We start from the raw sequence: 23,479 nt of genomic DNA, 5'->3' as shown, positions 1-23,479 counted from the left end.
GCGTAACATGTTGATCCCTCACCCACTTCTCGGCCTGCGTGACAGTCAGGAGTTCACCTATCTGGGCGACGCCTCTCTGATGCAGCGGCCCGTTGCCTCTGCGGAAAATGCCGAAGCTGAATTCTGTGACTACGTCTTCCTGCGCGACAACCCGGCGGGCGTGCACCGCGAGCTGTGGTTCCACGAACAGGGTGACCGGAGCTGGCTGGTCGTCACCCGCGACACGACCACGCATGAAATCCTCGGCGCTGAATTGGCCTCTGACGTGAAAGGAGCGGCGAAATGACCCGTTTGACCGGCGGTCTGATCGACCGCAACGCGCCGTTGGATTTTACGTTTAACGGCAAAAATTACAAAGGCTTCCAAGGCGACACGCTGGCCTCCGCGCTCTTGGCCAATGGCGTTCAGCTCATGGGCCGGAGTTTCAAATATCACCGTCCGCGCGGCGTCTTTGCGGCAGGCTCCGAAGAGCCCAACGCCATGGTCGAACTGCGCACTGGCGCGCGGCAGGAACCCAATACGCGGGCGACCGTGACCGAGCTTTTCGACGGGTTGATCGCGCGGTCTCAGAACCATGTCGGGCCGCTTGAGCGCGATTTTCTGGCGGTGAACGACCTGCTGTCGCCCTTCTTCGCGGCGGGGTTTTATTACAAGACCTTCATGTGGCCAAAGGCGTTTTGGGAAAAGCTCTATGAGCCGATGATCCGCAAAGCGGCGGGGCTTGGATCGCTCTCCATGCTGCCCGACCCGGACGATTACGACAAAGGCTTCTTGCATTGCGATCTCTTGGTCGTGGGCGGCGGGGCGGCCGGTCTTGCGGCCGCTTTGACGGCGGGGCGCGCGGGTGCTGAGGTCGTTCTGGCCGATGAAGATTTCGCGCTTGGCGGACGTCTCACGATGGAGAGCGATCTTTTGGACGAGGCCGCCGCCACCGACTGGATCGCCAGCGTGAAAGCCGAGTTGGAGAGCCTTCCGAATGTGCGCATCATGACCCGCACCACGGTGTTCGGCGTCTACGATCACGGCATCTTTGGGGCGGTTGAACGCGTGTCGGATCACCTCGCAGTGCCGGGCGACAAGGTGCGTCAGACGCTTTGGCGGATCACCGCGAAACGCGCGGTTCTGGCGGCGGGCGCGACCGAACGGCATATGCCCTTTGCCGACAACGACCGTCCCGGCGTGATGCTGGCCGGAGCGATGCGGGCCTATGCCAACCGCTGGGCCGCAAGCCCGGTGAAGCGCGACAGCGATGCGATTGCGATTTTCACCAATGGTGACGACGGCCACCGCACGGCGATGGATCTGATGGCGAAAGGTGCGAAGGTGATGGGCGTGATTGATGCCCGCGAAGCCGCGCCGCGCTTTGGCGACTATGAGGTCTTTGCGGGTGCGACCGTGACCGGAACGAAGGGCCGTCTTGGCCTCACCTCAATCGAGATCACCCGCAATGGCCAGTCGCAACGGCATAATGTCGGCGCGCTTGGTGTGGCGGGCGGGTGGAACCCGAACGTGCATCTGGCCTCGCACCACCGCGGGCGTCCGGTCTGGGACGACAGCCTTCTGGCCTTTGTGCCGGGGCCGAACGGGCCTGCGGGGCTGATCCCGGCAGGGGCGGCGGCGGGCAAGGGCGGCACAGAGGAGGCTTTGAGTGACGGTATGCGTGCCGCGATCACAGCGCTCTCTGAGATTGGGATCACGGCCTCCGAGATTGTATTGCCGAAGGCCGAGAATATGCCGTCTGAGCAAGTCGCGTTCTGGCATGTGCCGGGCAAAAAACGGGCCTGGGTGGATTTCCAGAACGACGTGACCGTCAAAGACATCGCCTTGGCGCATAAGGAAAATATGACGCCGGTCGAGCATCTGAAACGCTGGACCACGCTTGGCATGGCCACCGATCAGGGCAAAACTTCGAACATTTCCGCGCTTGCGGTCATGGCCGAGTTGACCGGCAAAACGATCCCCGAAACCGGCACGACGATTTTCCGTCCGCCCTACACCGGCGTGTCTCTGGGCGTGTTGGGCGGGGGCGATACCGGGCCTTTGTTCCGGCCGCGCCGTCTGACGCCGACGCACGCTTGGGCCGAGGCGCAGGGGGCAGAGTTTGTCGAGGTTGGGCCGTGGATGCGGGCGCAATATTTCCCGCGTGCGGGCGAGACGACGTGGCGCGAAACCGTGGACCGCGAGGTGCTGGCCGTGCGCTCCGGCGTGGGTCTTTGTGATGTGACCACGCTCGGCAAGGTTGATGTGCAGGGCGCGGATGCGGGTGAATTTTTGCACCGGATGTATTCCAACATGATGGGCACGCTGAAGGTCGGCATGGTGCGTTACGGTCTGATGCTGCGCGAAGACGGGCATGCCTATGACGACGGCACCTGCGCGCGGATGAGCGAAGATCACTATGTGGTCACGACGACCACCGCCAACGCAGGGCTGGTGTATCGCCAGATGGAATTCGCGCATCAATGCCTCTGGCCGGAGCTGGATGTGCAGTTGATTTCGACCACCGACGCCTGGGCGCAAATCGCCGTGGCGGGGCCGAAATCGCGTGAGCTTTTGAGCCGGATCGTCGATGACTTCGATTTGTCGAATGAAGCCTTCCCCTTCATGGCCTGCTCTGAGTTGACGATCTGCAACGGTCTGCGGGCCCGTCTGTTCCGCATCTCTTTCTCCGGCGAATTGGCCTATGAGATTGCCGTGCCGGCACGGTACGGCCATGCTCTGATGCAACGCCTGATGGAGCAGGGGGCCGATCTGGGCGCGACGCCTTACGGCACCGAAGCATTGGCGGTCTTGCGCATCGAAAAAGGTCATGCGGCGGGCGCGGAACTCAACGGCCAGACCACGGCGCAGATGCTGGGGCTGGGCAAGATGGTTTCCGCCAAGAAAGACAGCATCGGCGCGGTGATGTCGCGGCGCGAAGGCATGGCGGCGGACGCCCGTCGCCTTGTGGGCTTCAAATCCGTCGAGCCGCAAAAACAGGCCATGGCCGGTTCGCATCTCTTCACAGACGGCACAGTGCAGGATATGAGCACAGACCAAGGCTGGCTGACATCGTCTTGCTACTCGCCGCACCTGAAGGGATACATCGCGCTTGGCTTTTTGGAGAATGGCGATACACGGATGGGCGAGATCATCGTGGCGGCCAATCCGGTCGAAGGCCAGACTGTGAAACTTGAAGTGGTCTCTGCCCATTTCGTTGATCCCGAAGGAGGACGTCTCCGTGCTTGATCATGTGACTGATTTGACCCCCATCACGGCTCTGGGCGCAACCGCTCCCCGTATTGAAAGCTTTGGCGCGCTGACTGTCACGGAGAACGCAGGGCTGGGCTTGGCCTCTCTGGCGCTCCGCAAGGGGCAAAGCGCACCGCAGCCTTTTGGCCTGCCGCTGCCGGGGGTAGGTAAAGCCGTCTCCATGGGCGATTATGCCGCCTTCTGGACCGGCCGCGATCAATGGATGGTGGAGGCGACCGGCAAGGCGGAGGTGAACTTCGCCGCCATGTTGAAATCCGAGGCGCCGGAGTGTTCTGTGACGGAGCAGACCGACGGGTTCACCGCCTTTGAAATTGCCTCCTCGCAAGGGGCGGCGCCGATCGAGGCCTTGATGCGCAAGCTTGTCAACATCGACCCGAAAGCCTTCGGGCCGGGGCAGGCGACGCGCACGGGGCTGGAACATATGACCGTCTTCCTGATCCGCCGGGCCGATGACCGGCTGGCAGTGATCGGGATGCGCACATTGGCGGGATCGCTGTGGCATGCTTTGGCTGTCGCCGCACGCCGCCTCGAAGACTGAGTTGGAGAAAGAACATGACTGCACAGATCATTGATGGAAAGGCCTTCGCGGCCACGGTGCGCGAGAAAGTCGCCTCCCATGTGGCGCGCCTTAAAGAGGTGCATGGCATCACGCCCGGTCTCGCCGTGGTTCTGGTTGGCGAAGACCCCGCGAGCGAGGTCTATGTGCGCAACAAGGGCAAACAGACCATCGAGTGCGGCATGAACTCTTACGAGCATAAGCTGTCGGAAAAGACGTCTGAGGCCGATCTTCTTGCACTTATCGAACAATTGAACGCCGACCCGGCGGTGCATGGCATTCTCGTGCAACTGCCCTTGCCCGACCATCTCGACAGCGATCTGGTGATCAACTCCATCGATCCGGCGAAGGATGTGGACGGGTTCCATATTTCCAACGTGGGTCTCTTGGGGACCGGTCAAAAGAGCATGGTGCCGTGTACGCCGCTGGGCTGTCTCATGATGCTGCGCGATCATCTCGGAAGCCTCTCCGGGCTGAATGCCGTGGTCGTGGGCCGCTCGAATATTGTCGGCAAACCGATGGCGCAATTGCTGCTGCGGGATAGCTGCACCGTGACCATCGCGCATTCGCGCACGAAAGACATCGAAGAGGTCTGTCGCCGTGCTGACATCCTTGTGGCCGCCGTGGGCCGCCCGGAGATGATCAAGGGCGATTGGGTCAAACCCGGCGCGACCGTGATCGACGTGGGCATCAACCGTGTGGACGCGCCTGAAAAGGGCCTGCGCGAGGATGGGTCTGTGAAATCGAAACTCGTGGGCGATGTCGAGTTTGACAGCGCCGCCGCCGTGGCGGGGGCCATCACGCCGGTGCCGGGCGGTGTCGGTCCGATGACCATCGCCTGCCTTTTGGCGAACACCGTGACGGCCGCCTGCCGCGCCAATGATCTTCCCGAGCCTGAGGGGCTGACGGCCTGAGAGGGCCTGAGTGTGCCTGCGGGACCAAAGTTAAACCAACGATAAAAACACAAAACACACCAACATCGGGGCCGCGCACTCAGGGGAGCGCTTCCCATCTGGAGACAAGACATGACGAAATTTTGCCTGACCGTGGCCTGCGAGACCAAACGTGGGATCGTCGCCGCCATTGCCACCTTCCTTGCCGACAACGGCTGTAACATCACCGACAGCTCGCAGTTTGACGACACCGAAACGGGTCAGTTTTTCATGCGCGTGAGCTTTGCCTCGGAAGAGGGCGTGAAGCTTGCAGCGCTCGAAGAGGCCTTTGCCGCGATCGCGGAAGAATTCGGCATGACATTCTCCTTCCACGACGAGAGCGTGAAGATGAAAGTCGTGATCATGGTGAGCCGTTTCGGTCACTGTCTGAACGATCTGCTCTACCGCGTTCACATTGGTGCGCTGCCGGTGGAAATCGTGGCTGTGATCTCGAATCACATGGATTATCAAAAGGTTGTGGTGAATAACGACATTCCGTTCCACTGCATCAAAGTGACCAAAGAGAACAAGCCCGAGGCCGAGCGCGCGATTATGAAAGTGGTCGAGGATGCAGGCGCCGAGCTGATCGTTTTGGCGCGTTACATGCAGATCCTGTCGGATGAAATGTGCACTAAGATGTCGGGCCGGATCATCAACATCCACCACTCTTTCCTACCGTCGTTCAAAGGTGCGAACCCTTACAAACAGGCCTACGCGCGCGGCGTGAAGCTGATTGGGGCGACCTCGCACTATGTGACCGCCGATCTCGACGAAGGTCCGATCATCGAGCAGGACATCGTCCGCATCACCCACGCCCAAAGCGCCGATGACTATGTGTCGCTGGGCCGTGACGTGGAAAGCCAAGTGTTGGCCCGTGCGATCCATGCGCACGCCAACCACCGCGTGTTCCTGAACGGCAACAAAACCGTGGTTTTCCAGGCGTCTCCGGGGTCTTATTCGAGTGAGCGGATGGGGTGAGGCGCGGTCGACCCGCAGGGCCGATCCATCGCTCCAGTGGAGCGATGGAAGCGCCGAACGCCCGAGCACGCCTGCGAGGGCTGGGGTGAGAACCGGTCGCGGCTTTGCCGCGGCACAAGGCTCCGGTGGAGCCTTGTGAGGTTCGAACGCGCCCGCAAACTTGCGGGTGCCGGGTAAAGACGTCTGCCTGAGCAATCATAAACCCACCCAAAGAGGCGCGCAATTCCGCGCCTCTTTTGCATTCAGTCCCATACAGCGCCTGCCACCCTCTGGACCAATTGCGAAAAATTGGTCTAATAGGCGGTGATTTCAAAGGACTGATCCGTTGCCGAATTCCTCTCTGCCCAACGCCTCTCTGCCCGGTGCCACCGTGAAATACGTGATCGAGACGCTCTCGACGCGGATTGTGACGCGCGAATATGCCACCGAAGAGCGGCTGCCCTCCGAGCGGCAATTGGCGCAAGAGCTGGGGGTCGCGCGCAACACGGTCCGCGAGGCGTTGGACCAGTTGGAGACCCGTGGCATGATCCGGCGCCGGGCGGGGTCGGGGTCGTTCGTGACCTATAATCCCGATGGCGCGAGCGAGGCGCTGTCGCCCGTGGCGCATGAGACCGGGCCGCTGCAATTGCAGGTGATGCGCGGCATCCTTGAGCCCGAAATGGTGCGACTGGCCATCGTCAACATGTCGCCGAAACAGATCGAGGCGCTCTCTGTCGTGCTCTCAAAAATGGAGACGGTGCAGTCGGACGCCACGGCCTTTGTCGCGCTCGAAGAAGAGTTCCACCGTTTGATCGCCGAGGGCACCGGCAACCCGCTTTTGATCGCCTGCTACAATCTGGTGATCGACGCGCGGCGACAGTCTTTTCGGGCGGCGATGTACCGGCGTCACCTGACGCCTGCGCGGATCGAGATTTACCAGCGCGGCTACAACGGTCTCTTCAATGCCATCGCCGCGCGCGACATCGAAGAGGCGTCGGAATTCATGAAGCTTGCCCTGATCGAGGATCAGCGGCTTTTGCTTCAGGAAGATTGATCCTCAACACTGGCTAAAATTGGTTGGGCCAATATTGGCCCGCGCTTGGCCTGTGATTTTTGCGACATTTGCACCGAAAAACTGCGAATCTCCCCGGTGTTTTCTCTCGCCTTGCCATTTTCTGCGGCGTTTTGCCGGACAGGTATCGATTGCCGGTCGCTCAATCAGGCTTGGCTGGGTTCTCCTTACGCTCATAAATTCATCACTCGGACCTGTTGAGATGGTCGTTTGACATAAAAAGCGGCGTACCTAAGGTGAAAATAAATTCCTGACAGGAAAAAAGTTTGACCCGTGGTGATCCGTTCTTCCTCATGGAAGTCACTGAGTGAGCCAGTTCGCACAATTGGTCCAAACCAAAAATCGGACAGAATCTGGCTTGAGATTAGGTCACGTTCACTGGACAGGGAGAACGACTTGGAACAGGATCTTGCATCCTTGGCTGCCGCGGTTGCGGAGCTACAGGGAAACCATGCCGCGACAAATGGCACGTTTTCCGAGACATTCTACTATCTGACGATCCCGCTCATGGTGCTCATCCATGCCGGGTTCCTCGCATATGAAATGGGCGCATCGCGGTCGAAAAACGCGCTGGCCTCGGGCATCAAGAACATCCTCGCCTTCGCGATGATCGTGCCCTTCTTCTACTTCATCGGTTGGTGGATCTACTGGGCGTTCCCGACAGGTCTGACGCTCTCCGAAGGCGCCATGGGCATCTCCGGACTGGCCTATGCCAACGAGGTCGCATTGCCCTGGAGCCAATACATGGGTCCGAACCTCGATGACCGCGCCTCTGGCGTGTTCTGGGGGGCTTTCGTGCTATTTGCCGCCACCACGGCCTCCATCATGTCCGGCGGTGTGATCGAACGGATCAAACTGACGGGCTTTGTTGTTCTGGCCATTGTTTTGGGCGCCTTCGTCTGGATTTTGGCGGGCGCTTGGGGTTGGCACGCGGACGGCTGGCTTGTGACCAAGTTCGGCTATCATGACTTCGGCGCCGCCGGTGTCGTGCATATGATCGCGGGCTTCTTCACGCTGGGTGTTCTGATCAATCTTGGGCCGCGGATCGGCAAATTCAACGCCGATGGCACCGCCAACCACATCGCGGGTCACTCCATGCCGATGACGCTCATTGGTCTGATGTTGATCATCGCCGGGTTCTGGGGCTTCCTCATGGGCTGTGTCATCGTTCCGGGCGAAGCCTGGTCCTGGGGCACGGAAATTGAGGCCACGATTTACGGCACGCCGATGACGATCTCTGGCATGACCTTCAACACGCTGATGGCCTTTGCGGGTGGGATCATTGGGGCCTGGATGGTCACGCGCGATCCGTTCTGGATGATGTCCGGCGCTCTGGGCGGGATCATCTCCGCTGCGGCTGGTCTTGATCTTTGGTATCCGCCCATGGCCTTTGCCATCGGTTTCCTCGGTGCCTGCATGATGCCCTTCGTCGCCACCTTCATCGAAAAGCGCGGCATCGACGATGCGGTTGGCGCCTTCGCGGTGCACGGTTTCTTGGGCATGTGGGGTCTGATCGCGGTCGGTATCGCGGCTCAGGGCTACCCGGCGATGTTCGGTGAAGATGTCATCGAGACCTCCTTCATGGGTCAGCTTGTTGGCGCCGCTGTGATGGGTCTTCTGGGCTTTGTTCCGGGCTATGTCGTCTCCTTCATCCTCAAGGTCACGGGCCAGCTCCGTGTGCCGGAAGAGGCAGAGATCATGGGTCTCGACAAGGTCAAAGTGCCTGCCGAAGCCTACCCTGAATCGCTTCACCCGTCGGTCAGCCCGGCTGAGTGATCCCCTTGATTAGGAAAGGACAATCCAATGGAAGCACCATTTGACGCAACCTCTTGGGACGGCATCACCGGCGCCATCTACGCTGGCTACGGCTCCGTCGAAGGTCTCTGGCTCTTTGCCTGCCTCGCCATGGTCGTGATCGCGATCGTGTTCGGCTGGCGCCACGAAGAGCACGCCTACAAGGCAACAGAGAAAAAGAACTGATCTCTTGAGTTAGGGTTTCACGCCCTTTCCCCTGAACCGGCGGCGCGCCCCGTCGCCGGTTCTCCAAACACAGAATTGAATGACTACCCTAAGGATAAAAACAATGATCGCATCATGGAGATTTTCCGCACTGGCGGACCGGCACCGCGCCCTTGGCTCCGATCTCGAAGACTGGAGTGGCATGGGCACCGCCTGGAGCTATGACAAGGATCAGACGGAGGAGTATCTGGCGATCCGCACCAAGGCGGGCGTCATGGATGTCTCGGGCCTGAAGAAAGTTTACGTTGTGGGACCGCACGCCCAATACGTGATCGACAAGGCCACGACCCGCAATATCGAAAAACTGAAACCCGGTCGCTCGACCTATGCCACCATGCTCAATGATGCCGGCAAATTCGTCGATGACTGTGTGATCTACCGTCTCGGGCCGCAGAACTTCATGGTCGTGCATGGCTCCGGCGCGGGCCACGAACAACTGACTATGTATGCCGCTGGCCGCAACGTTGCCGTGCTGTTCGACGACGATCTGCATGACATTTCGCTGCAGGGGCCGATGGCCGTCGATTACCTCGAAAAGCACGTGCCGGGGATCCGCGACGTGGTCTATTTCAGCCACATGCAGACGACGCTGTTTGGTAAGCCTGTGATGATTTCCCGCACCGGCTATACTGGCGAGCGCGGCTATGAGATTTTCTGCCGCCGTCAGGATGCCGTCGAGATCTGGGACACCATCGTGGCCGAAGGCAAAGAGATGGGCATCATCCCGACGCGCTTCACCACGCTCGATTGGCTGCGCGCGGAGAGCTATCTTTTGTTCTTCCCCTATGACAACTCGGAAATGTACCCGTTTGAGAATGACTCCAACGGTGACACGCTTTGGGAATTGGGTCTCGATTTCACCGTCTCGCCGGGCAAAACCGGCTTTCGTGGCGCCGAGGAGCACTACCGTCTGAAGGGCAAAGAGCGCTTTAAAATCTACGGTGTGAAACTCGAAGGCACCGAGCCCGCCGCCGAAGGCGCGCCTTTGCTGAAAGACGGCAAAGAGGTGGGTGTTGTGACCATCGGCATGTACTCGCCCCTCAATGAGCACAACGTCGGGATCGCGCGGATGCCGGTCGATTGCGCCATCGAAGGCACCGAGCTCACGGTCAAGAACCCGGATGGTGAGATCAAGGCCATCGCGCATCCGATGCCCTTCTACGACGTCGACAAGAAACGTCGCACCGCCAAGGGCTAAGCCCCAAATATAAATCAGCACAAAGACTTACGAGGCGGGCGCAATCCCGTGCCCGCCTCCTGAGACCAACAGGACCCGTAATGCCCAAGACTGAATTTTCCCCTTCTATCGAGAGCCGCCCGACCTACGCCGGGCTTGTCTCGCAAGGTGCCGCCCCCGCGATCATGGTCGCGGATGAGGCGGGCGCAGCCGCGCTCACCGATCTGGCCGCCTCTGATGCCTCCGTCATGGATCACGCACATGTTGTGTTGGTCGGCTGTGGTGCGAGCGCTCTCAAAGATGTCAAACCCGTCGCCCTGCACGAGGCCCCCGATTTCGACGCCGCCACGCCGCTGGTGACCCAGCTTTTGAACACGGCGCGCATGGGCACGCAGCTTTATCTTGCTGGCTCCGAGGGGCTGATCGGGCATGTCTCCGCGCTGGCGTTTGCCGCCGGGATGCCTTTGGATGAGGTGCAGATGGAACATCGCGGTTCCATCGCGCGGCGGATGCAATGCGTGCATTGCAAAGGCATCACCGAGGATGTCACCACCGATCCCTTCACCTGCGCCCATTGTGGGCTGACGCTTTTCGTGCGCGATCATTTCTCGCGCCGTTTGGGTGTGTTCCAAGGCGTCTGTGTCGATGCGGAAACCCCGGGCGTGGTGCCCGAAACCGTGGAGATTCAGGCATGAAAAAGCTGTGTTTGAAAGTCGCTGCGGTTGAACAACTCTCGCCTTTGGTGAAACGTTTTCGTTTCGAGGACCCGACGGGGGCATCCTTGCCGGTCTTCTCCGGTGGCGCGCACCTTACCGTCGAGATGCCGGAAGGCGACACCATCCGCCGCAATTCCTATTCGCTGATCTCCGATCCTTATGACGGCAGCGGCTATGAGATCGCCGTGCGCCGCGAGGATAAGGGGCGGGGTGGTTCGCTCTACATGCACACGAAAGTGTCGGAAGGCGATGAAATCACCGTTTCTCTGCCGTCAAACCTGTTCCAGCTTGATCTGCGGGCGCGCAAGCACGTGCTGATCGGCGGCGGCATCGGCATCACGCCCTTCCTGTCGCAACTGCGCCAACTCGACATGGAGCAAAAGCCCTACGAGCTGCACTACGCCGCCCGATCGCGCGAAGAAGCTGCCGGGATCAAGCTTTTGCCGCAGGCCGCACATATCCATGTGCATATCTCCGAAGAGGGCGCGCGCATGGACCTCGGCGCCATTCTCGACGGGCAACCTCTGGGCACCCATGTTTACACCTGTGGCCCCGACGGGTTGATCACGGCGGTGGCCGATCAGACCGCGCGGTTGGGCTGGCCCAAAACGTCTGTGCATTCCGAAGCCTTCACAGCACCGCCCCCGGGCGAGCCCTTTGACGTGGTGGTGAAATCCTCCGGCAAGACCGTGCATGTGAAAGCCGATCAGAGCCTTTTGGAGGCTTTGGAAGCCGCCAAAGTGGACATTGATTATTCCTGCCGCGGCGGGGCCTGTGGGCGCTGTCATACCAAGGTGACGGCCTGTGACGGGCGTATTTTGCACAACGATCACTGGCTCTCGGACGACGAGCGCGCCGCACAACAAGACATCATGCCCTGCATGTCGCGTTTCAAAGGCACGCGACTTGAACTGGACCTGTGAGGAGACAGACCCATGACCATGCAATTCAATGACGAAACCTTCCGGGGCGATTACACTTATCACAATTCCCCCGAGGCGATCCGGAGGTTTCCCTTCCCGTTTGATCAAGACACGTACATGTACTCGGTCAATATCGAACAGCATCCGGGCGGCCCGAAAGACACGCCATTCGAAAAGATGTTCGATGTGGACGAGCATTACGTGGCGGAGATGAAGGATCGCGAGATCACGCTCGCCGAAGACCCGCTGCGCTGTCAGTCCCTGCCGCATATGGAGTTGGCGGGCTGGGATTTGCTCGAACTCATCATGGTGTCAAAGGCGCGGGATTATCCCGATCTTTTCACGCTGCATCGTGATGGCAACGACTGGCACTGGATCAACAAGCCATTGGGGATTGAGAAGAAATTCACCTTCTTGGACGCGACCACTTTGCCCTGCGGGCCGATGGAATATATCACGCGTCAGACCCAAGGTGACTTTGCGCTCCTTCATGAGCGCGACAACAATCTCTGGATGGACGCAGGGATGATCACGTCCCAGGCGGATTGGTCGCTTGATTTCGATGTGGGCATGAACTTTTTCGAATGGCACGCGCCGGTGCCGAAAGCCCGCAAGATGGGCGTCTTCGACAAGGCGCTGAAATTCCTTTTGGCGGTGGGTCAAGGCCAGCATTATCGCCGGTTGAACTGGACCATGACGGTGAACCCGCGTCTGGATACGTCCCCTGAGAACTACCACAAATGGGGCCCGGAAAAACGGACGATCACGCCGGAAAACGTTGGCCAGAAACAGTTCCTGCGCGTTGAGTTGCAGACGTTTTTCCGCCTGCCGCGCTCCAACGCGCTGGCGTTTCCGATCCGGTGCTACTTGATGAACCTCGAAGACATTGCGAGCAATCCGAAATGGGGCCGCCGCCTGCACCGTGTGCTGCGCGACATCGACCCGGACCTCGCCGAGTACAAAGGCTTTGCGGTGAACCAAAAAATCATCGTGGACTACCTGTCGCAATTCGATGATGGTGCACCGACATCGCCGGGGATTTTCCCGGACGCGTAAAGACGCAAAAGAGGGTGCGGAATGGCTTGGATCTTGCTCATCATCGCGGGACTTCTCGAAGTGGTCTGGGCGACATCGATGAAATATTCGAACGGCTTCACGGTGCTCTGGCCGAGCGTTCTGACCGTGGTGACCATGATCATCTCGTTCGGACTGTTGTCCGTCGCAATGAAAAGCCTGCCCTTGGGCACGTCCTACATGATCTGGGTTGGCATCGGTGCGATCGGGGCCTTCATCGCCGGGATCGTACTCTATGGCGAGACGTTGAACCTCATGCGCGTCGCCGCCGCCGCGCTGATCGTCGCGGGCATGGGGTTGATGAAACTCAGCGCTTAAAGCCCTGCGATCTCGGAGGCTTGCGTCAGGATCGCGGCGCGCAGGCCTTCGGGAGGGGTGTAACTTTTGCCACAGATCGGGCCGACCGCGTCAATGAGACCGGCGATCATCACGGCCTTATGGGCCACGGTCTCGGGCGGGGTGTCGGGGGAAAACGCCGTCACCATATCCGCGAGACTGCGAATGTGAAACTGACAGGTGGCGGCGAAATATTCTGCCGGACCGTCCAATCGCTGCGCCAGATCCTTGAGCCCGGTGGTGATCGCCTGCGCGCGCGGCGCGGCACTACGGTCCATGCGAAAATCCAGATAGGCGCGAAAGCGTTCGCGCAGGTCGGGCAGGGTGAGCGCGCCACGGTCGCGCAGCTCTTCGAGGCGGGAGGCCAAAGCATGACGCGTCACCGCCGTCAAAAGCGCGTCCTGCGTGGCAAAGTAATATTGCAGATTGCTGAGCCGCATATCGCAGCGCCGGGCCAAGGCCCGGAAACTCAGCCCGCTCACCCCCTCGGTGGCGAGGACCTCAACCGCTTCATCAAGCACCTTGACCACCGTCGCCCGGCTGCGGCTTGAGGGGGCCGTGACGCCGTAGACCTCGCTGGCTGTCGCGCCGGTTTTCAACTGGTCGATCAAGGCATCAAGGGAAAGGGTCATCGTGAAATCTCTGTAAACGTCGTGGGGGCGCACAGCCCCTACTGCGTCGCACCGGAGAGGTCAATCGCTGCAAAAAGGGCGCCCGCGATGGACGCCCTTCTTCTTTAAACCCGTGCGGTGCTCAAAGCCGGTTGGAAATCCAGCGGCATTGATAGGGCGCAAAGCTGATGTTGGGTTTTGACAGGTCGATTTTTTCGCCCGTCAACAGGTCATACCACGCCTCGCCGTCGATCAGGTTGATCGCGATATGCGGCACCTCGACCTCTTTGTCTGTCACATTGTGCAGCGCGAAAATCGACTGATCGCGTTCCGGCGACTGACGCCAGATGCCGAACATGTCTTCGCCCAGCTGCATGGTGAATTGCGTGGCGTTCGGGTGGAAGGCCTTTTGCGCGATGCGAATGGCGATCCGGCGTTTCATCTCGGCCAGCACCCGCGCGTTCTGGCTTTCGGGATCGTCCAGAAGCGCGCGCAGCTCCGGGTAGTCCCAGCGGTGGCGGTTGATCGCACGTTTCACGCCGGTCTTCTCGACGCCGGCGTGGTCGTTATGGGTCGCAAGAAGCGAGTGGATATAAAACGCCGGCACGCCTTCGAGCGCCATGACGATGCTTTGCGAACAGAGGAAGCGATCCACTTGGAGGCCATCTTCGCCCTTGGCAATCGTACCTTTGAGCGCGTCGAAATAGGTGATGTTCAGCTCATAGGGTTTTTCAGAGCCGTCGGGCAGGGCGCGCATCGACACAAGCCCGCCGAAATCACGCACGCATTGGATCACTTCGCCCAGTTCTTCGGGTGCCAAAAGCCCCTCCGCGCCGCGCACCCCGATGCCGTCGTGAGAGGCGGCAAAGTTCAGGTAGGCACAGCCCAACTGCGCGGGCGGCATCCGCATCAGCCATTGGTTGAGATAGGTCGAGGTGCCCGACAGAAGCGCATGCAGCAACAAAGGCGGCAGCGAGAAATTGTAGATCATATGCGCTTCGTTGCGGTTGCCGAAATAGCTCAGGTTTTCGGCATTGGGCACGTTGGTCTCGGTGAGCAAAACCACGCGTTCCTCGGCGTAATCGCAGAGCAGTCGCATCAGGCGCACGATGGCATGGGTCTGCGGCAGGTGGATGCAATTCGTGCCCAACTCTTTCCAGACAAAGGCCACGGCATCGAGCCGCACGATGCGCACGCCATTGTCCATGTGCAGCCGCATGATGCGCAGGAATTCGAACAACACCTCGGGATTTTTGAAATCCACGTCGATCTGGTCGTGGCTAAACGTACACCAGACGTGTTTCGGCCCGTTCACCGTGTTCACTTCGCGCAGCAGGGGCGAGGTGCGGGGGCGGGTGACCTGTGAGAGATCATCGTCGGGCGAGGCCTCGACAAAGAATTTGTCATAGGGCTCATGGCCCTGACGGTACTCGGAGAACCAGGTCGACATGGACGACACATGGTTCAGCACCAGATCGGACATCAGCCGGAACTCGCTGCCGATGCGCTGAATATCGGCCCAGTCGCCAAGTTGGCTGTTCACTTGGCGATAGTCGGTGACCGCAAACCCGTCATCGGAGGTGAACGGAAAGAACGGCAGGATATGCACCCCGTGCACCGTGCCCTTGAGATAGCGATTGAGAAAATCGCGCAGCAGATCGAGCGGCTTGTGCTGGCCGTCGATCAGCGAGTTGCCGTAAGTGATGACCAAAGTGTCGGTCTCATTCCAAAGACTGTTGCCCGGCGCACGGGCGCGCGCGCGCGGTTTGGTCCCCTCGGGCCAAAAGGCGTCCATGATCTGGTCGGCAAGGCATTTGCTGTCCTGATCCGGGTAAATCTGTTCGATCAAGGCGCGCAGGCGCGTTGAGAATTGCGAAGATGGTTTTGCCATGGGCTTCCCCTGTCTTTTCTTTTTCGTAGACCAGACAGATTTGAGGGGTTCAATGCATGGGCCGGGGAAAGCGGCGCATTCCTGTGCAAAAATTCGGGAAAGCGCGCAGGGCGTTCACATGTTGCCCCATTTTTGTGCGGTCGAAACAGTTTCGGGGATATGCGGGCTGTCGGCGCGCCTCAGACGCGATCGCCAAGCGCGGTATCAATCAGCCAGCCGCCGGGACCCGCGATCCGATCGGGAAGCGTGACGATCATCACCTCGCGGATCGCGATGGTGGTCATGATGGCCAGAGCCAGTTGATCAAAGCTGATGTTGAACAGGTCCATAGCAATGCTCCCGAGTGTGATGGAACCAGAGCTGACAGGCAAATCGGGCCGAAATGCGGCAGGCTTCGGGCGGCTTTGGGTTACTTTGGCAAAATGCGAAACTGACCCAGCGTCAGTTTCCGAAAGGATCATCCGGGTAGCCAACGCCCACCAGATAGAGCCCCTCCGGCGGACAGACTGGCCCACAGGCGGCGCGATCCTTGGCCTCCAAAGCCTCGGTCACATCCTCGGGCGACCACGCCCCCGATCCGACACGCTCCAGCGTGCCGACAAAGCTGCGCACTTGATTATGAAGGAAGGAGCGCGCCCGGAAATAGAACCGAAACTCCTGCCCATAGGGGATGTCCGAGACCTCAACGCGCGCCTCGTCTAGCGTCTTCACCGGGCTGTCCGCCTGACACATGGTCGAGCGAAAGGTGGTGAAATCATGCAGGCCGATCAGGCGATCTGCCCCCGCCTGCATGGCATCCCGATCCAGCTCGTGATTGACCCGCCACGCCAGCCCCGCGTCATGCACCAAAGGCGCACGGCGCGAGATCAGCCGGAACATATAACGCCGTTCCAGCGCCGAAAACCGGGCGTGCCAATCGTCGTCGACGCGGGCGGCTTTCAGGATCGCCACAGGGTTGGGTTTCAGATGGTGGTTCAAGGCCTCGCTCAACCGAAACGGATCCCAGTCCTTCGCCATATCGCAATGCGCCACCTGACCCGTGGCATGCACCCCCGCATCCGTGCGCCCGGCGGCCCCGATCCCCGGGCAATCCGGTTCGAGTTTGCGCAAAGCCTCCTCGACCGCTTGTTGAACGGAAGGGTGCTCTTTTTGGCGTTGCCAACCGGCAAAAGGCGCGCCGTTATATTCGATCAAAAGGGCGTATCTGGGCATGTGGCGGCTTTAACGTGGCAGGGAGGGGACGTCCAGTCTTTCTCCCTTACAACCACGCGCGTGAGTGCCTATGTTGAACGGGTAAACATCCAAAACGGGGCGGCAGATTTGATCCTCAACACGATTGCAGACCGGATTGTCCGAAGCGTTGAAACCGTTCAGGACGGCGTGCACGAGGCGCTCTTTGAACCGGTGATCCGGCTGGGCGTCACGGGCCTGTCGCGCGCGGGCAAAACGGTGTTCATCACCTCGCTCGTGGCCAACCTGTTGGACCGGGGTCGGATGCCGCAATTCGGCCCGGGGACGGCGATCACCGCCGCCTATCTTCAGCCGCAGCCGGACGACACCGTGCCGCGCTTTGACTATGAAAGCCACCTCTCCGCGCTCACCGCACCAGAGCCGCATTGGCCTGACAGCACCCGCGCCGTGTCCGAGTTGCGCCTGTCGTTCAAGGTGAGACCCGCGGGGCTTTTGGGCGGTTTGACGGGGCAAAAGACCGTGCATCTCGACATCGTGGACTATCCCGGCGAATGGCTTTTGGACCTTGGGTTGATGGAAAAAACCTTTGCCGAATGGTCCTCTGAGGCTTTGCAAGCTGCGCATGATCGGGCCGAGGGTGCCGCCTTCATCACCGCGCTGGGCGCCGCCGACCCGAGCGCCAAACAGGACGAACCCACGGCCAAATCTCTGGCCCAAAGTTTCACCGCCTACCTGCAATCCGCCCGCGCCGCAGGCTATTCCGATTGCACGCCGGGGCGGTTTTTGCTTCCGGGCGAGTTGGAAGGCTCGCCTGTCCTGACCTTTGCCCCTCTGCCTGCGGGCGAGGCCCCGCGCGGCTCGCTGCATCGCGAATTCGAACGCCGCTTTGAGGCCTATAAACGCGAAGTGGTGAAGCCCTTTTTCCGCGATCATTTCTCTCGCATTGATCGCCAGATCGTGTTGGTCGATGCGCTGGGCGCGATCCATTCCGGGCCGAAAGCCGTCGAAGACCTGCGCCGCACCATGGCCGATATTCTCTCCGCCTTCCGCCCCGGTCGGGTCGGGCGGATCATGTCTCTCTTGGGCCAGCACAAGGTCGAAAAAATCCTCTTTGCCGCCACCAAAGCCGATCACATCCACCACAACCAACACCCGCGCCTGACCGCGATCATGGAGGCCTTGGTACGCGATGCTCGTGACCGCGCCGATTTCGCAGGCGCCTCGACGCAGGCCATGTCCTTGGCGGCGCTTCGGGCGACGGTCGAGGAGACCATGGACCATCAGGGGCAGAGCCTCGATGTGGTGCGCGGCATGACCGAAGGCGGCAAACAGGCGGCGTTTTATCCGGGCGAGTTGCCCGAAGACCCGGCGCATATCCTGTCGCCCGCGCGAAAAGGGGCGGAGCGTTGGCTGGATGCGCAATATGAGATTATGAAATTCCGCCCCGCGCGGCTGACGCTTCGGCCCGGCGAAGGGCCGCCGCATATCCGGTTGGACCGCGCCGCCGAGTTTTTGATCGGAGATAAGCTATGACAGACAATCAGCCCGGTCGTGGCCCGATCTTGATCGAGTTGGACGAGGAGCCGACGATCACCCCCTCCACCGCCGAGCCGGTTCCCGATCTCGCGCCCCTCGCGCGGCCTGCGGCGATGGAGCGGGTGGCGGTTCTGGTTGCGCGCAAGCCCTCGGCCTTGGCACGCTGGTTCTGGCGGCTCTTCGCGGCGCTCTTTGCCTTTACCGTTTCGATTGTGACCTATGACGCCATCATGGGCCTGATCGCTGCGCATCCCCTGTTGGGCTATGTCGCACTGGGTCTGACGGGCGCGTTTGTCGTTGTTTTGGCCGCGATTGCCATCAGGGAACTGTCTGCCTTCGCACGTCTCAAACGCATAGATACGCTGCAAAAGGCGGCAGTGGACGCGATGGGCGCCGCCGATCTGAAAGCCGCGAAAGGCGTCGCGGATAAGCTTCTGTCAGTCTACGCGCATCGTCCTGAACTGAACTGGGGCAAGGAGCGGTTTCGCGACCGCGAGGCGGAGGTGTTTGATGCTGACGGGCTTTTGGGACTGGCGGAGACAGAACTTCTCGTGCCGCTCGATGCCGCGGCGCGTCGTGAAGTCGAAGCCGCCGCGCGTCAGGTTGCCACTGTGACCGCGCTTGTGCCGTTGGCTTTGGCGGATGTGTTTACCGCATTGACCGCGAACCTGCGGATGATCCGCCGGATTGCGGAGATTTATGGCGGGCGGTCTGGCACGTTGGGGTCCTGGCGTGTGACGAAATCCGTGCTCACGCATCTGGTCGCGACCGGGGCCGTCGCCGTGGGTGATGATCTGATCGGCACCATGGCCGGTGGTGGTGTGATGGCGAAAGTCTCACGCCGCTTTGGCGAGGGGGTGGTCAACGGCGCCCTGACGGCGCGCGTGGGCGTGGCCGCCATCGAAGTCTGCCGTCCGCTGCCGTTTATGAAGGCGAAGAAGCCGTCAGTGTCGGGGACGGTGAAACGGGCTTTGACAGGGTTGTTCGATAGAGGCGGCGAATAAGATCCTCAAAACAGCTTCGGCGGTGCGTCTTTCGGCTGATCTCGCTGCATGATCCCCATGCGAAAGGCCCGCCCGATGCGATGCGCCATTTCCGACCATTTCGCTGCTGTCTCCGGGTCCAGTTCGGCGGTGAGCGTTTCGTCGAACAGCCCAAGCCATATGGCAAAGTGATGCTCTTTCACCTCCGGCGCCATCAGGTGCACGCGTTGCGGAAACCCGTCGTATTGACGCTCGTGCAGGATCGCGTTGCGCCAGAACCGGCCGATCTTTTCCTCATGCGCCGGCCAATCTTCGACATGGGCGCCGAACACGGGGCCGAGCTCCGGGTGTTGGCGCACACCCGCATAGAAACGTGTGAGCACGCGGTCCATCTCGTCATGGCTGATCTCGAATTTCGGGGGCAGGGCGGAACGGGTCTCTGACATCGGGGGCTCCTTTAGAGCGTTTCGCTAAAGATATATTCTCGATGGTCTTTTTCCACCAGTGCCGGAATGTCGCGCGTATTCCGACTGTTTTATTTTCCATTCCTGAGTGTTTTTGTTGTTGAGTAAATCTGTCAAGCATTTGATTTTATTGAATATTTTTCTTGACCCCTCTGCGCGTCACGCCTATATCAGTCTCAGCAAGGACGAAACGCCACCCATCGCAGGCAGCCATTCTCCCAGCCACTTCAGCCAAATAGCCAAAACCTATGAGCCCGAATTGGGGAGTATCACCATGTCTGACACTGCTTGCAAAACCTGCGCCTTCTTTGAACTCAAAGCCGTTGAAACCGACGCCAAGGGCGAATGCCGTTTCAACCCGCCGACCTTCCTGACCGAAGCGGAGCACAAGGGCATGTGGCCGGTGGTGAAATCCGACGATTGGTGCGGCCAGTTCGAACAAGACGCAGCCTGAACGAGATACGCGATCCAGCAAGACAGCGACCGAAGCGCGCCAGGAAGCACCCTAGCCAGCCACGCCGCCCTCTCGCCAGACAGCACATGAGAAAGGGACGCCACAGACAGGGTCTGCGGCGTCCCTTTTTCCTATCCGGTTTTCATATGCAGCCCCTGTCAAGACGGGTTTACCGCCCGCAAGCCGCGTCCTATAAGGCGCTTATGACATTCATGGTCGCGATCATTATTCGAATTATCAGCCCGGCGCTCTGATCTCAAAGATCCTACGAGCCGCCGGGACAAGGCGTATGGAGACCCGCGCCGCCCTCGAATTTACCGACCATTCCTCCCAAGGACAAAGACATGTGTTCCGAGACGACCACACCCGAGTATAAAGACACGCTCAATCTGCCGAAAACCGAGTTCCCGATGCGCGCGGGCCTGCCGAAACGCGAGCCGGGCTGGCTTGACCGCTGGGCGCAGATTGACGTTTATGAAACGCTCCGCGCCAAGGGCAAGGCCGACGGCCGCCCGTCCTTCGTGCTGCACGATGGCCCTCCCTACGCCAACGGCCACCTGCACATCGGCCACGCGCTGAACAAGACGATCAAGGACATCATCACGCGCTCGCATCAGATGATGGGCTTTGACGCGCGCTATGTGCCGGGCTGGGATTGTCACGGTCTGCCGATCGAATGGAAGATCGAAGAGAAATACCGCGAAAAGGGCAAGAACAAGGACGAGGTGCCTGTGGTGGATTTCCGCCAGGAATGCCGCGCCTTTGCCGATGAATGGGTGAATGTCCAGCGCGAGGAATTCAAACGCTTGGGCGTTTACGGCAAGTGGGACGATCCCTACCTGACGATGAATTTCCACGCCGAGGCGGTGATCGCCGAGGAGTTCATGAAGTTCTTGATGAACGGCACGCTCTATCAGGGCTCCAAACCCGTGATGTGGTCGCCGGTCGAAGAAACCGCACTGGCCGAGGCCGAAGTCGAATATCACGACAAGGAAAGCCCGACCATCTGGGTGAAGTTCGCCGTCGCCAATGAGGGCGCGGAGCTTCAGGGCGCCTATGTCGTGATCTGGACCACCACGCCCTGGACCATCCCGTCGAACAAGGCCGTCGTCTTTGGTGCCGATTACAACTACGGCCTCTATGAGGTGACGGGCACGCCGGACGAATGCTGGCTCAAGGTCGGGGAGAAATATCTCCTCGCCGATAAACTCGCCGCGCAGTGTTTCGCCAAGGCGCGCCTCACCGAGGATCAATGGACCCGCGTGCGCGATGTGCCGACCTCTGAGTTCGAAGGCCTGTCGCTGTTGCACCCCCTCGCAGGGGCCGAAGGTGCGAATGGTGAATGGGACGATCTGCGCGACTTCCGCGCCGCGCCCTTCGTCACCGACGACGAGGGCACGGGTTTTGTCCACTGCGCCCCCTCGCACGGGATGGAAGAATTCGAACTCTACCGCGATCTCGGCATGCTCGAACAGGTGATCACCTATAACGTCATGGACGACGGCAGCTTCCGCGAAGATCTGCCCTTCTTCGGCGGCAAGCGCATCCTGCGCGACAAGCCGAAGAAAGGCGATTGGGAGGGTGACGCCAACGCCGCCGTGATCGCTAAGCTCACCGAGGTGAGCGGCCTCATGGCGCGTGGTAAGATCAAGCACAGCTATCCGCATTCGTGGCGCTCGAAAGCCCCGGTGATCTTCCGCAACACGCCGCAATGGTTTGCCGCCGTGGACCGCAAGCTGGACGATGGCATGGGCACCTATGGCGACACGATCCGTTCGCGCGCGCTGACCTCCATCGACCAACTCGTCAAATGGACGCCGCAGACCGGGCGCAATCGTTTGTACTCGATGATCGAGAACCGCCCCGACTGGGTGCTCTCGCGTCAACGCGCCTGGGGCGTGCCGCTGACCTGCTTTACCAAGAAAGGTTTGCTTCCGACCGAGGACGGCTTCCTTCTGCGCAATGACGAGGTCAACGCCCGCATCTCCGCCGCTTTCGAGGAAAAAGGCGCGGATGTCTGGTACGAAGAGGGCTTCAAGCAGAAGGTTCTGGACGGCATCGTCGATCCGGCCGATTACGATCAGGTCTATGACGTGTTGGATGTGTGGTTCGATTCCGGTTCGACCCATGCGTTCGTGTTGCGCGACCGCGAAGACGGGACGCCCGATGGCATCGCCGATGTCTACCTCGAAGGCACCGACCAGCACCGCGGGTGGTTCCACTCGTCTCTGTTGCAGGCTTGCGGCACGAAAGGCCGTGCGCCCTATAAAAACGTTGTGACGCATGGGTTTACGCTGGATGAGAAGGGCATGAAAATGTCCAAATCTCTCGGCAACACCATCGTTCCCGAGCAGATCGTCAAACAATACGGCGCCGACATCCTGCGGCTTTGGGTGGCGCAGACGGATTACACCGCCGATCAGCGGATCGGGCCGGAAATCCTCAAAGGCGTGGCCGACAGCTATCGTCGTCTGCGCAACACCATGCGTTATATCCTCGGCTCGCTGAACGATTTCACCGAGGCGGATCGCCTTGAGGTCGCTGAGATGCCGGAGTTGGAACGCTGGGTCCTGCACCGCATTGCGGAACTCGACACCACGGTGCGTGAGGGCTACGAGACCTTTGATTTCTCTGGTGTCTGGCAGGCAGTGTTCAACTTTGCGACTGTCGATCTGTCGTCCTTCTACTTCGACGTGCGTAAGGACGCGCTCTATTGCGATGGCGACACGACCCGTCGTCGTGCCGCACTCACCGTGCTGGACGTGCTGTTCCATCGCCTGACCACCTGGCTCGCCCCGATCCTCGTGTTCACCATGGAAGAGGTTTGGCTCGAACGTTTCCCGGGCGACGACAGCTCGGTGCACCTTGTGGACTTCCCGGCGACCGCGCCGGGGTGGCTCGATGGCGATCTCGCCACCAAATGGGCTGGCATCCGCAAGGCGCGCCGCGTCGTGACTGCCGCCCTCGAAGTGCAGCGCCGCGACAAGGTGATCGGCGCCTCTCTGGAGGCCGCGCCCATCGTGCATGTCGAGGACGAGACCGTGCTGGCCGCGCTCAAGACCGTCGATTTCGACGATCTCTGCATCACCTCCGCAATCACGCTGACCGGCGATCCGGCGCCATCCGAGGCCTTCCGCCTCGAAGGCGAAGTCGATGGCATCGGCGTGGTGTTCGAGAAGGCCGAGGGCGAGAAATGCGAACGCTGCTGGAAAATCCTGCCGGATGTTGGCAGCCACAATCACGCCGGCGTCTGCGGTCGCTGCGATGAGGCGCTCGGCTAAGTCACGCAAGACGACATGGGAAGGGCGGACCATATAGTCCGCCCTTTTTTGTGG

The 23,479-nt window shown here is 60.3% G+C and carries 22 protein-coding genes; 17 read left to right on the top strand and 5 right to left on the bottom strand.

What is annotated here, in order from left to right; genetic code table 11:
• The first annotated feature begins 7 nt into the window (after positions 1–7).
• From ACN0X0_RS04500 to ACN0X0_RS04440, 13 genes are all read left to right on the top strand, one after another.
• Positions 8–286 carry a sarcosine oxidase subunit delta gene (locus tag ACN0X0_RS04500; RefSeq protein ID WP_417278182.1) on the top strand — a complete coding sequence of 93 codons (279 nt, stop codon included), beginning with the start codon at positions 8–10 and terminating at the stop codon, positions 284–286.
• Positions 283–3,228, top strand: a complete 2,946-nt coding sequence (locus ACN0X0_RS04495; protein ID WP_417278181.1) for a sarcosine oxidase subunit alpha family protein — start codon at positions 283–285, stop codon at positions 3,226–3,228. Before ACN0X0_RS04500 ends, ACN0X0_RS04495 begins: the two co-directional genes overlap by 4 nt.
• Positions 3,221–3,790, top strand: a complete 570-nt coding sequence (locus ACN0X0_RS04490; protein ID WP_417278180.1) for a sarcosine oxidase subunit gamma — start codon at positions 3,221–3,223, stop codon at positions 3,788–3,790. The genes ACN0X0_RS04495 and ACN0X0_RS04490 overlap by 8 nt, the downstream gene beginning before the upstream one ends.
• Before the next feature lie 14 nt (positions 3,791–3,804).
• Complete coding sequence (gene folD / locus ACN0X0_RS04485) at positions 3,805–4,722, top strand: bifunctional methylenetetrahydrofolate dehydrogenase/methenyltetrahydrofolate cyclohydrolase FolD (protein ID WP_417278179.1); 918 nt, start codon at positions 3,805–3,807, stop codon at positions 4,720–4,722.
• A gap of 111 nt (positions 4,723–4,833) precedes the next feature.
• Positions 4,834–5,718, top strand: a complete 885-nt coding sequence (gene purU / locus ACN0X0_RS04480; RefSeq protein WP_417278178.1) for a formyltetrahydrofolate deformylase — start codon at positions 4,834–4,836, stop codon at positions 5,716–5,718.
• Between the two features lie 325 nt (positions 5,719–6,043).
• A complete protein-coding gene (locus tag ACN0X0_RS04475) occupies positions 6,044–6,751 on the top strand; it encodes a FadR/GntR family transcriptional regulator (protein WP_417278177.1) in 708 nt (235 codons plus the stop codon).
• A gap of 414 nt (positions 6,752–7,165) precedes the next feature.
• Positions 7,166–8,545 (top strand): ammonium transporter, encoded by a 1,380-nt coding sequence (locus ACN0X0_RS04470; protein WP_417278176.1) that lies wholly within the window; start codon positions 7,166–7,168, stop codon positions 8,543–8,545.
• A gap of 27 nt (positions 8,546–8,572) precedes the next feature.
• Positions 8,573–8,749 carry a hypothetical protein gene (locus ACN0X0_RS04465; RefSeq protein ID WP_417278175.1) on the top strand — a complete coding sequence of 59 codons (177 nt, stop codon included), beginning with the start codon at positions 8,573–8,575 and terminating at the stop codon, positions 8,747–8,749.
• A gap of 103 nt (positions 8,750–8,852) precedes the next feature.
• Positions 8,853–9,986, top strand: a complete 1,134-nt coding sequence (locus tag ACN0X0_RS04460; RefSeq protein WP_417278174.1) for an aminomethyltransferase family protein — start codon at positions 8,853–8,855, stop codon at positions 9,984–9,986.
• An 80-nt stretch (positions 9,987–10,066) separates the two neighbouring features.
• Entirely contained in the window at positions 10,067–10,660 is a 594-nt protein-coding gene (locus tag ACN0X0_RS04455; RefSeq protein WP_417278173.1) for a dimethylamine monooxygenase subunit DmmA family protein, read from the top strand.
• Positions 10,657–11,604 (top strand): PDR/VanB family oxidoreductase, encoded by a 948-nt coding sequence (locus ACN0X0_RS04450; RefSeq protein ID WP_417278172.1) that lies wholly within the window; start codon positions 10,657–10,659, stop codon positions 11,602–11,604. The genes ACN0X0_RS04455 and ACN0X0_RS04450 overlap by 4 nt, the downstream gene beginning before the upstream one ends.
• Before the next feature lie 12 nt (positions 11,605–11,616).
• Complete coding sequence (locus ACN0X0_RS04445; protein WP_417278171.1) at positions 11,617–12,660, top strand: heme-dependent oxidative N-demethylase family protein; 1,044 nt, start codon at positions 11,617–11,619, stop codon at positions 12,658–12,660.
• 21 nt (positions 12,661–12,681) lie between these two features.
• On the top strand, positions 12,682–12,996 hold the full coding sequence (locus tag ACN0X0_RS04440; RefSeq protein ID WP_417262556.1) for a DMT family transporter: 315 nt from the start codon (positions 12,682–12,684) through the stop codon (positions 12,994–12,996).
• On the opposite strand, the gene ACN0X0_RS04435 is transcribed toward ACN0X0_RS04440, so the two are convergent.
• The 4 genes from ACN0X0_RS04435 to truA all read right to left on the bottom strand — a co-directional run bounded on the left by ACN0X0_RS04435 (position 12,993) and on the right by truA (position 16,728).
• Entirely contained in the window at positions 12,993–13,646 is a 654-nt protein-coding gene (locus tag ACN0X0_RS04435) for a TetR/AcrR family transcriptional regulator (RefSeq protein ID WP_417278170.1), read from the bottom strand. The genes ACN0X0_RS04440 and ACN0X0_RS04435 overlap by 4 nt on opposite strands.
• Positions 13,647–13,767: 121 nt before the next feature.
• Complete coding sequence (locus ACN0X0_RS04430) at positions 13,768–15,516, bottom strand: sugar phosphorylase (protein ID WP_417278169.1); 1,749 nt, start codon at positions 15,514–15,516, stop codon at positions 13,768–13,770.
• 179 nt (positions 15,517–15,695) lie between these two features.
• Positions 15,696–15,845 (bottom strand): hypothetical protein, encoded by a 150-nt coding sequence (locus ACN0X0_RS04425; protein ID WP_417262559.1) that lies wholly within the window; start codon positions 15,843–15,845, stop codon positions 15,696–15,698.
• A gap of 112 nt (positions 15,846–15,957) precedes the next feature.
• Positions 15,958–16,728, bottom strand: coding sequence for a tRNA pseudouridine(38-40) synthase TruA (truA, locus tag ACN0X0_RS04420; protein WP_417278168.1), 771 nt, complete (start codon positions 16,726–16,728; stop codon positions 15,958–15,960).
• A gap of 108 nt (positions 16,729–16,836) precedes the next feature.
• Here truA and ACN0X0_RS04415 point away from each other — a divergent pair, with 108 nt between their 5' ends.
• Both ACN0X0_RS04415 and ACN0X0_RS04410 read left to right on the top strand, forming a co-directional pair.
• Entirely contained in the window at positions 16,837–18,240 is a 1,404-nt protein-coding gene (locus ACN0X0_RS04415; RefSeq protein WP_417278167.1) for a YcjX family protein, read from the top strand.
• Positions 18,237–19,247 (top strand): YcjF family protein, encoded by a 1,011-nt coding sequence (locus ACN0X0_RS04410; RefSeq protein ID WP_417278166.1) that lies wholly within the window; start codon positions 18,237–18,239, stop codon positions 19,245–19,247. Before ACN0X0_RS04415 ends, ACN0X0_RS04410 begins: the two co-directional genes overlap by 4 nt.
• Positions 19,248–19,252: 5 nt before the next feature.
• On the opposite strand, the gene ACN0X0_RS04405 is transcribed toward ACN0X0_RS04410, so the two are convergent.
• Positions 19,253–19,672 (bottom strand): group III truncated hemoglobin, encoded by a 420-nt coding sequence (locus ACN0X0_RS04405; protein ID WP_417278165.1) that lies wholly within the window; start codon positions 19,670–19,672, stop codon positions 19,253–19,255.
• Between the two features lie 292 nt (positions 19,673–19,964).
• Between ACN0X0_RS04405 and ACN0X0_RS04400 the strand changes: the two genes are divergently transcribed.
• Together ACN0X0_RS04400 and ileS are read left to right on the top strand one after the other, a co-directional pair.
• A complete protein-coding gene (locus tag ACN0X0_RS04400) occupies positions 19,965–20,144 on the top strand; it encodes a hypothetical protein (protein ID WP_321364590.1) in 180 nt (59 codons plus the stop codon).
• A 344-nt stretch (positions 20,145–20,488) separates the two neighbouring features.
• A complete protein-coding gene (gene ileS, locus ACN0X0_RS04395) occupies positions 20,489–23,425 on the top strand; it encodes an isoleucine--tRNA ligase (protein ID WP_417278164.1) in 2,937 nt (978 codons plus the stop codon).
• Positions 23,426–23,479 lie beyond the last annotated feature (54 nt).

Origin of the sequence: Celeribacter sp. (assembly GCF_048270365.1) — a bacterium.
Taxonomy (GTDB): Bacteria; Pseudomonadota; Alphaproteobacteria; order Rhodobacterales; family Rhodobacteraceae; genus Celeribacter.
The sequence above is the reverse complement of the archived record's forward strand: the minus strand, read 5'-3'. Positions and strand labels throughout refer to the sequence as shown.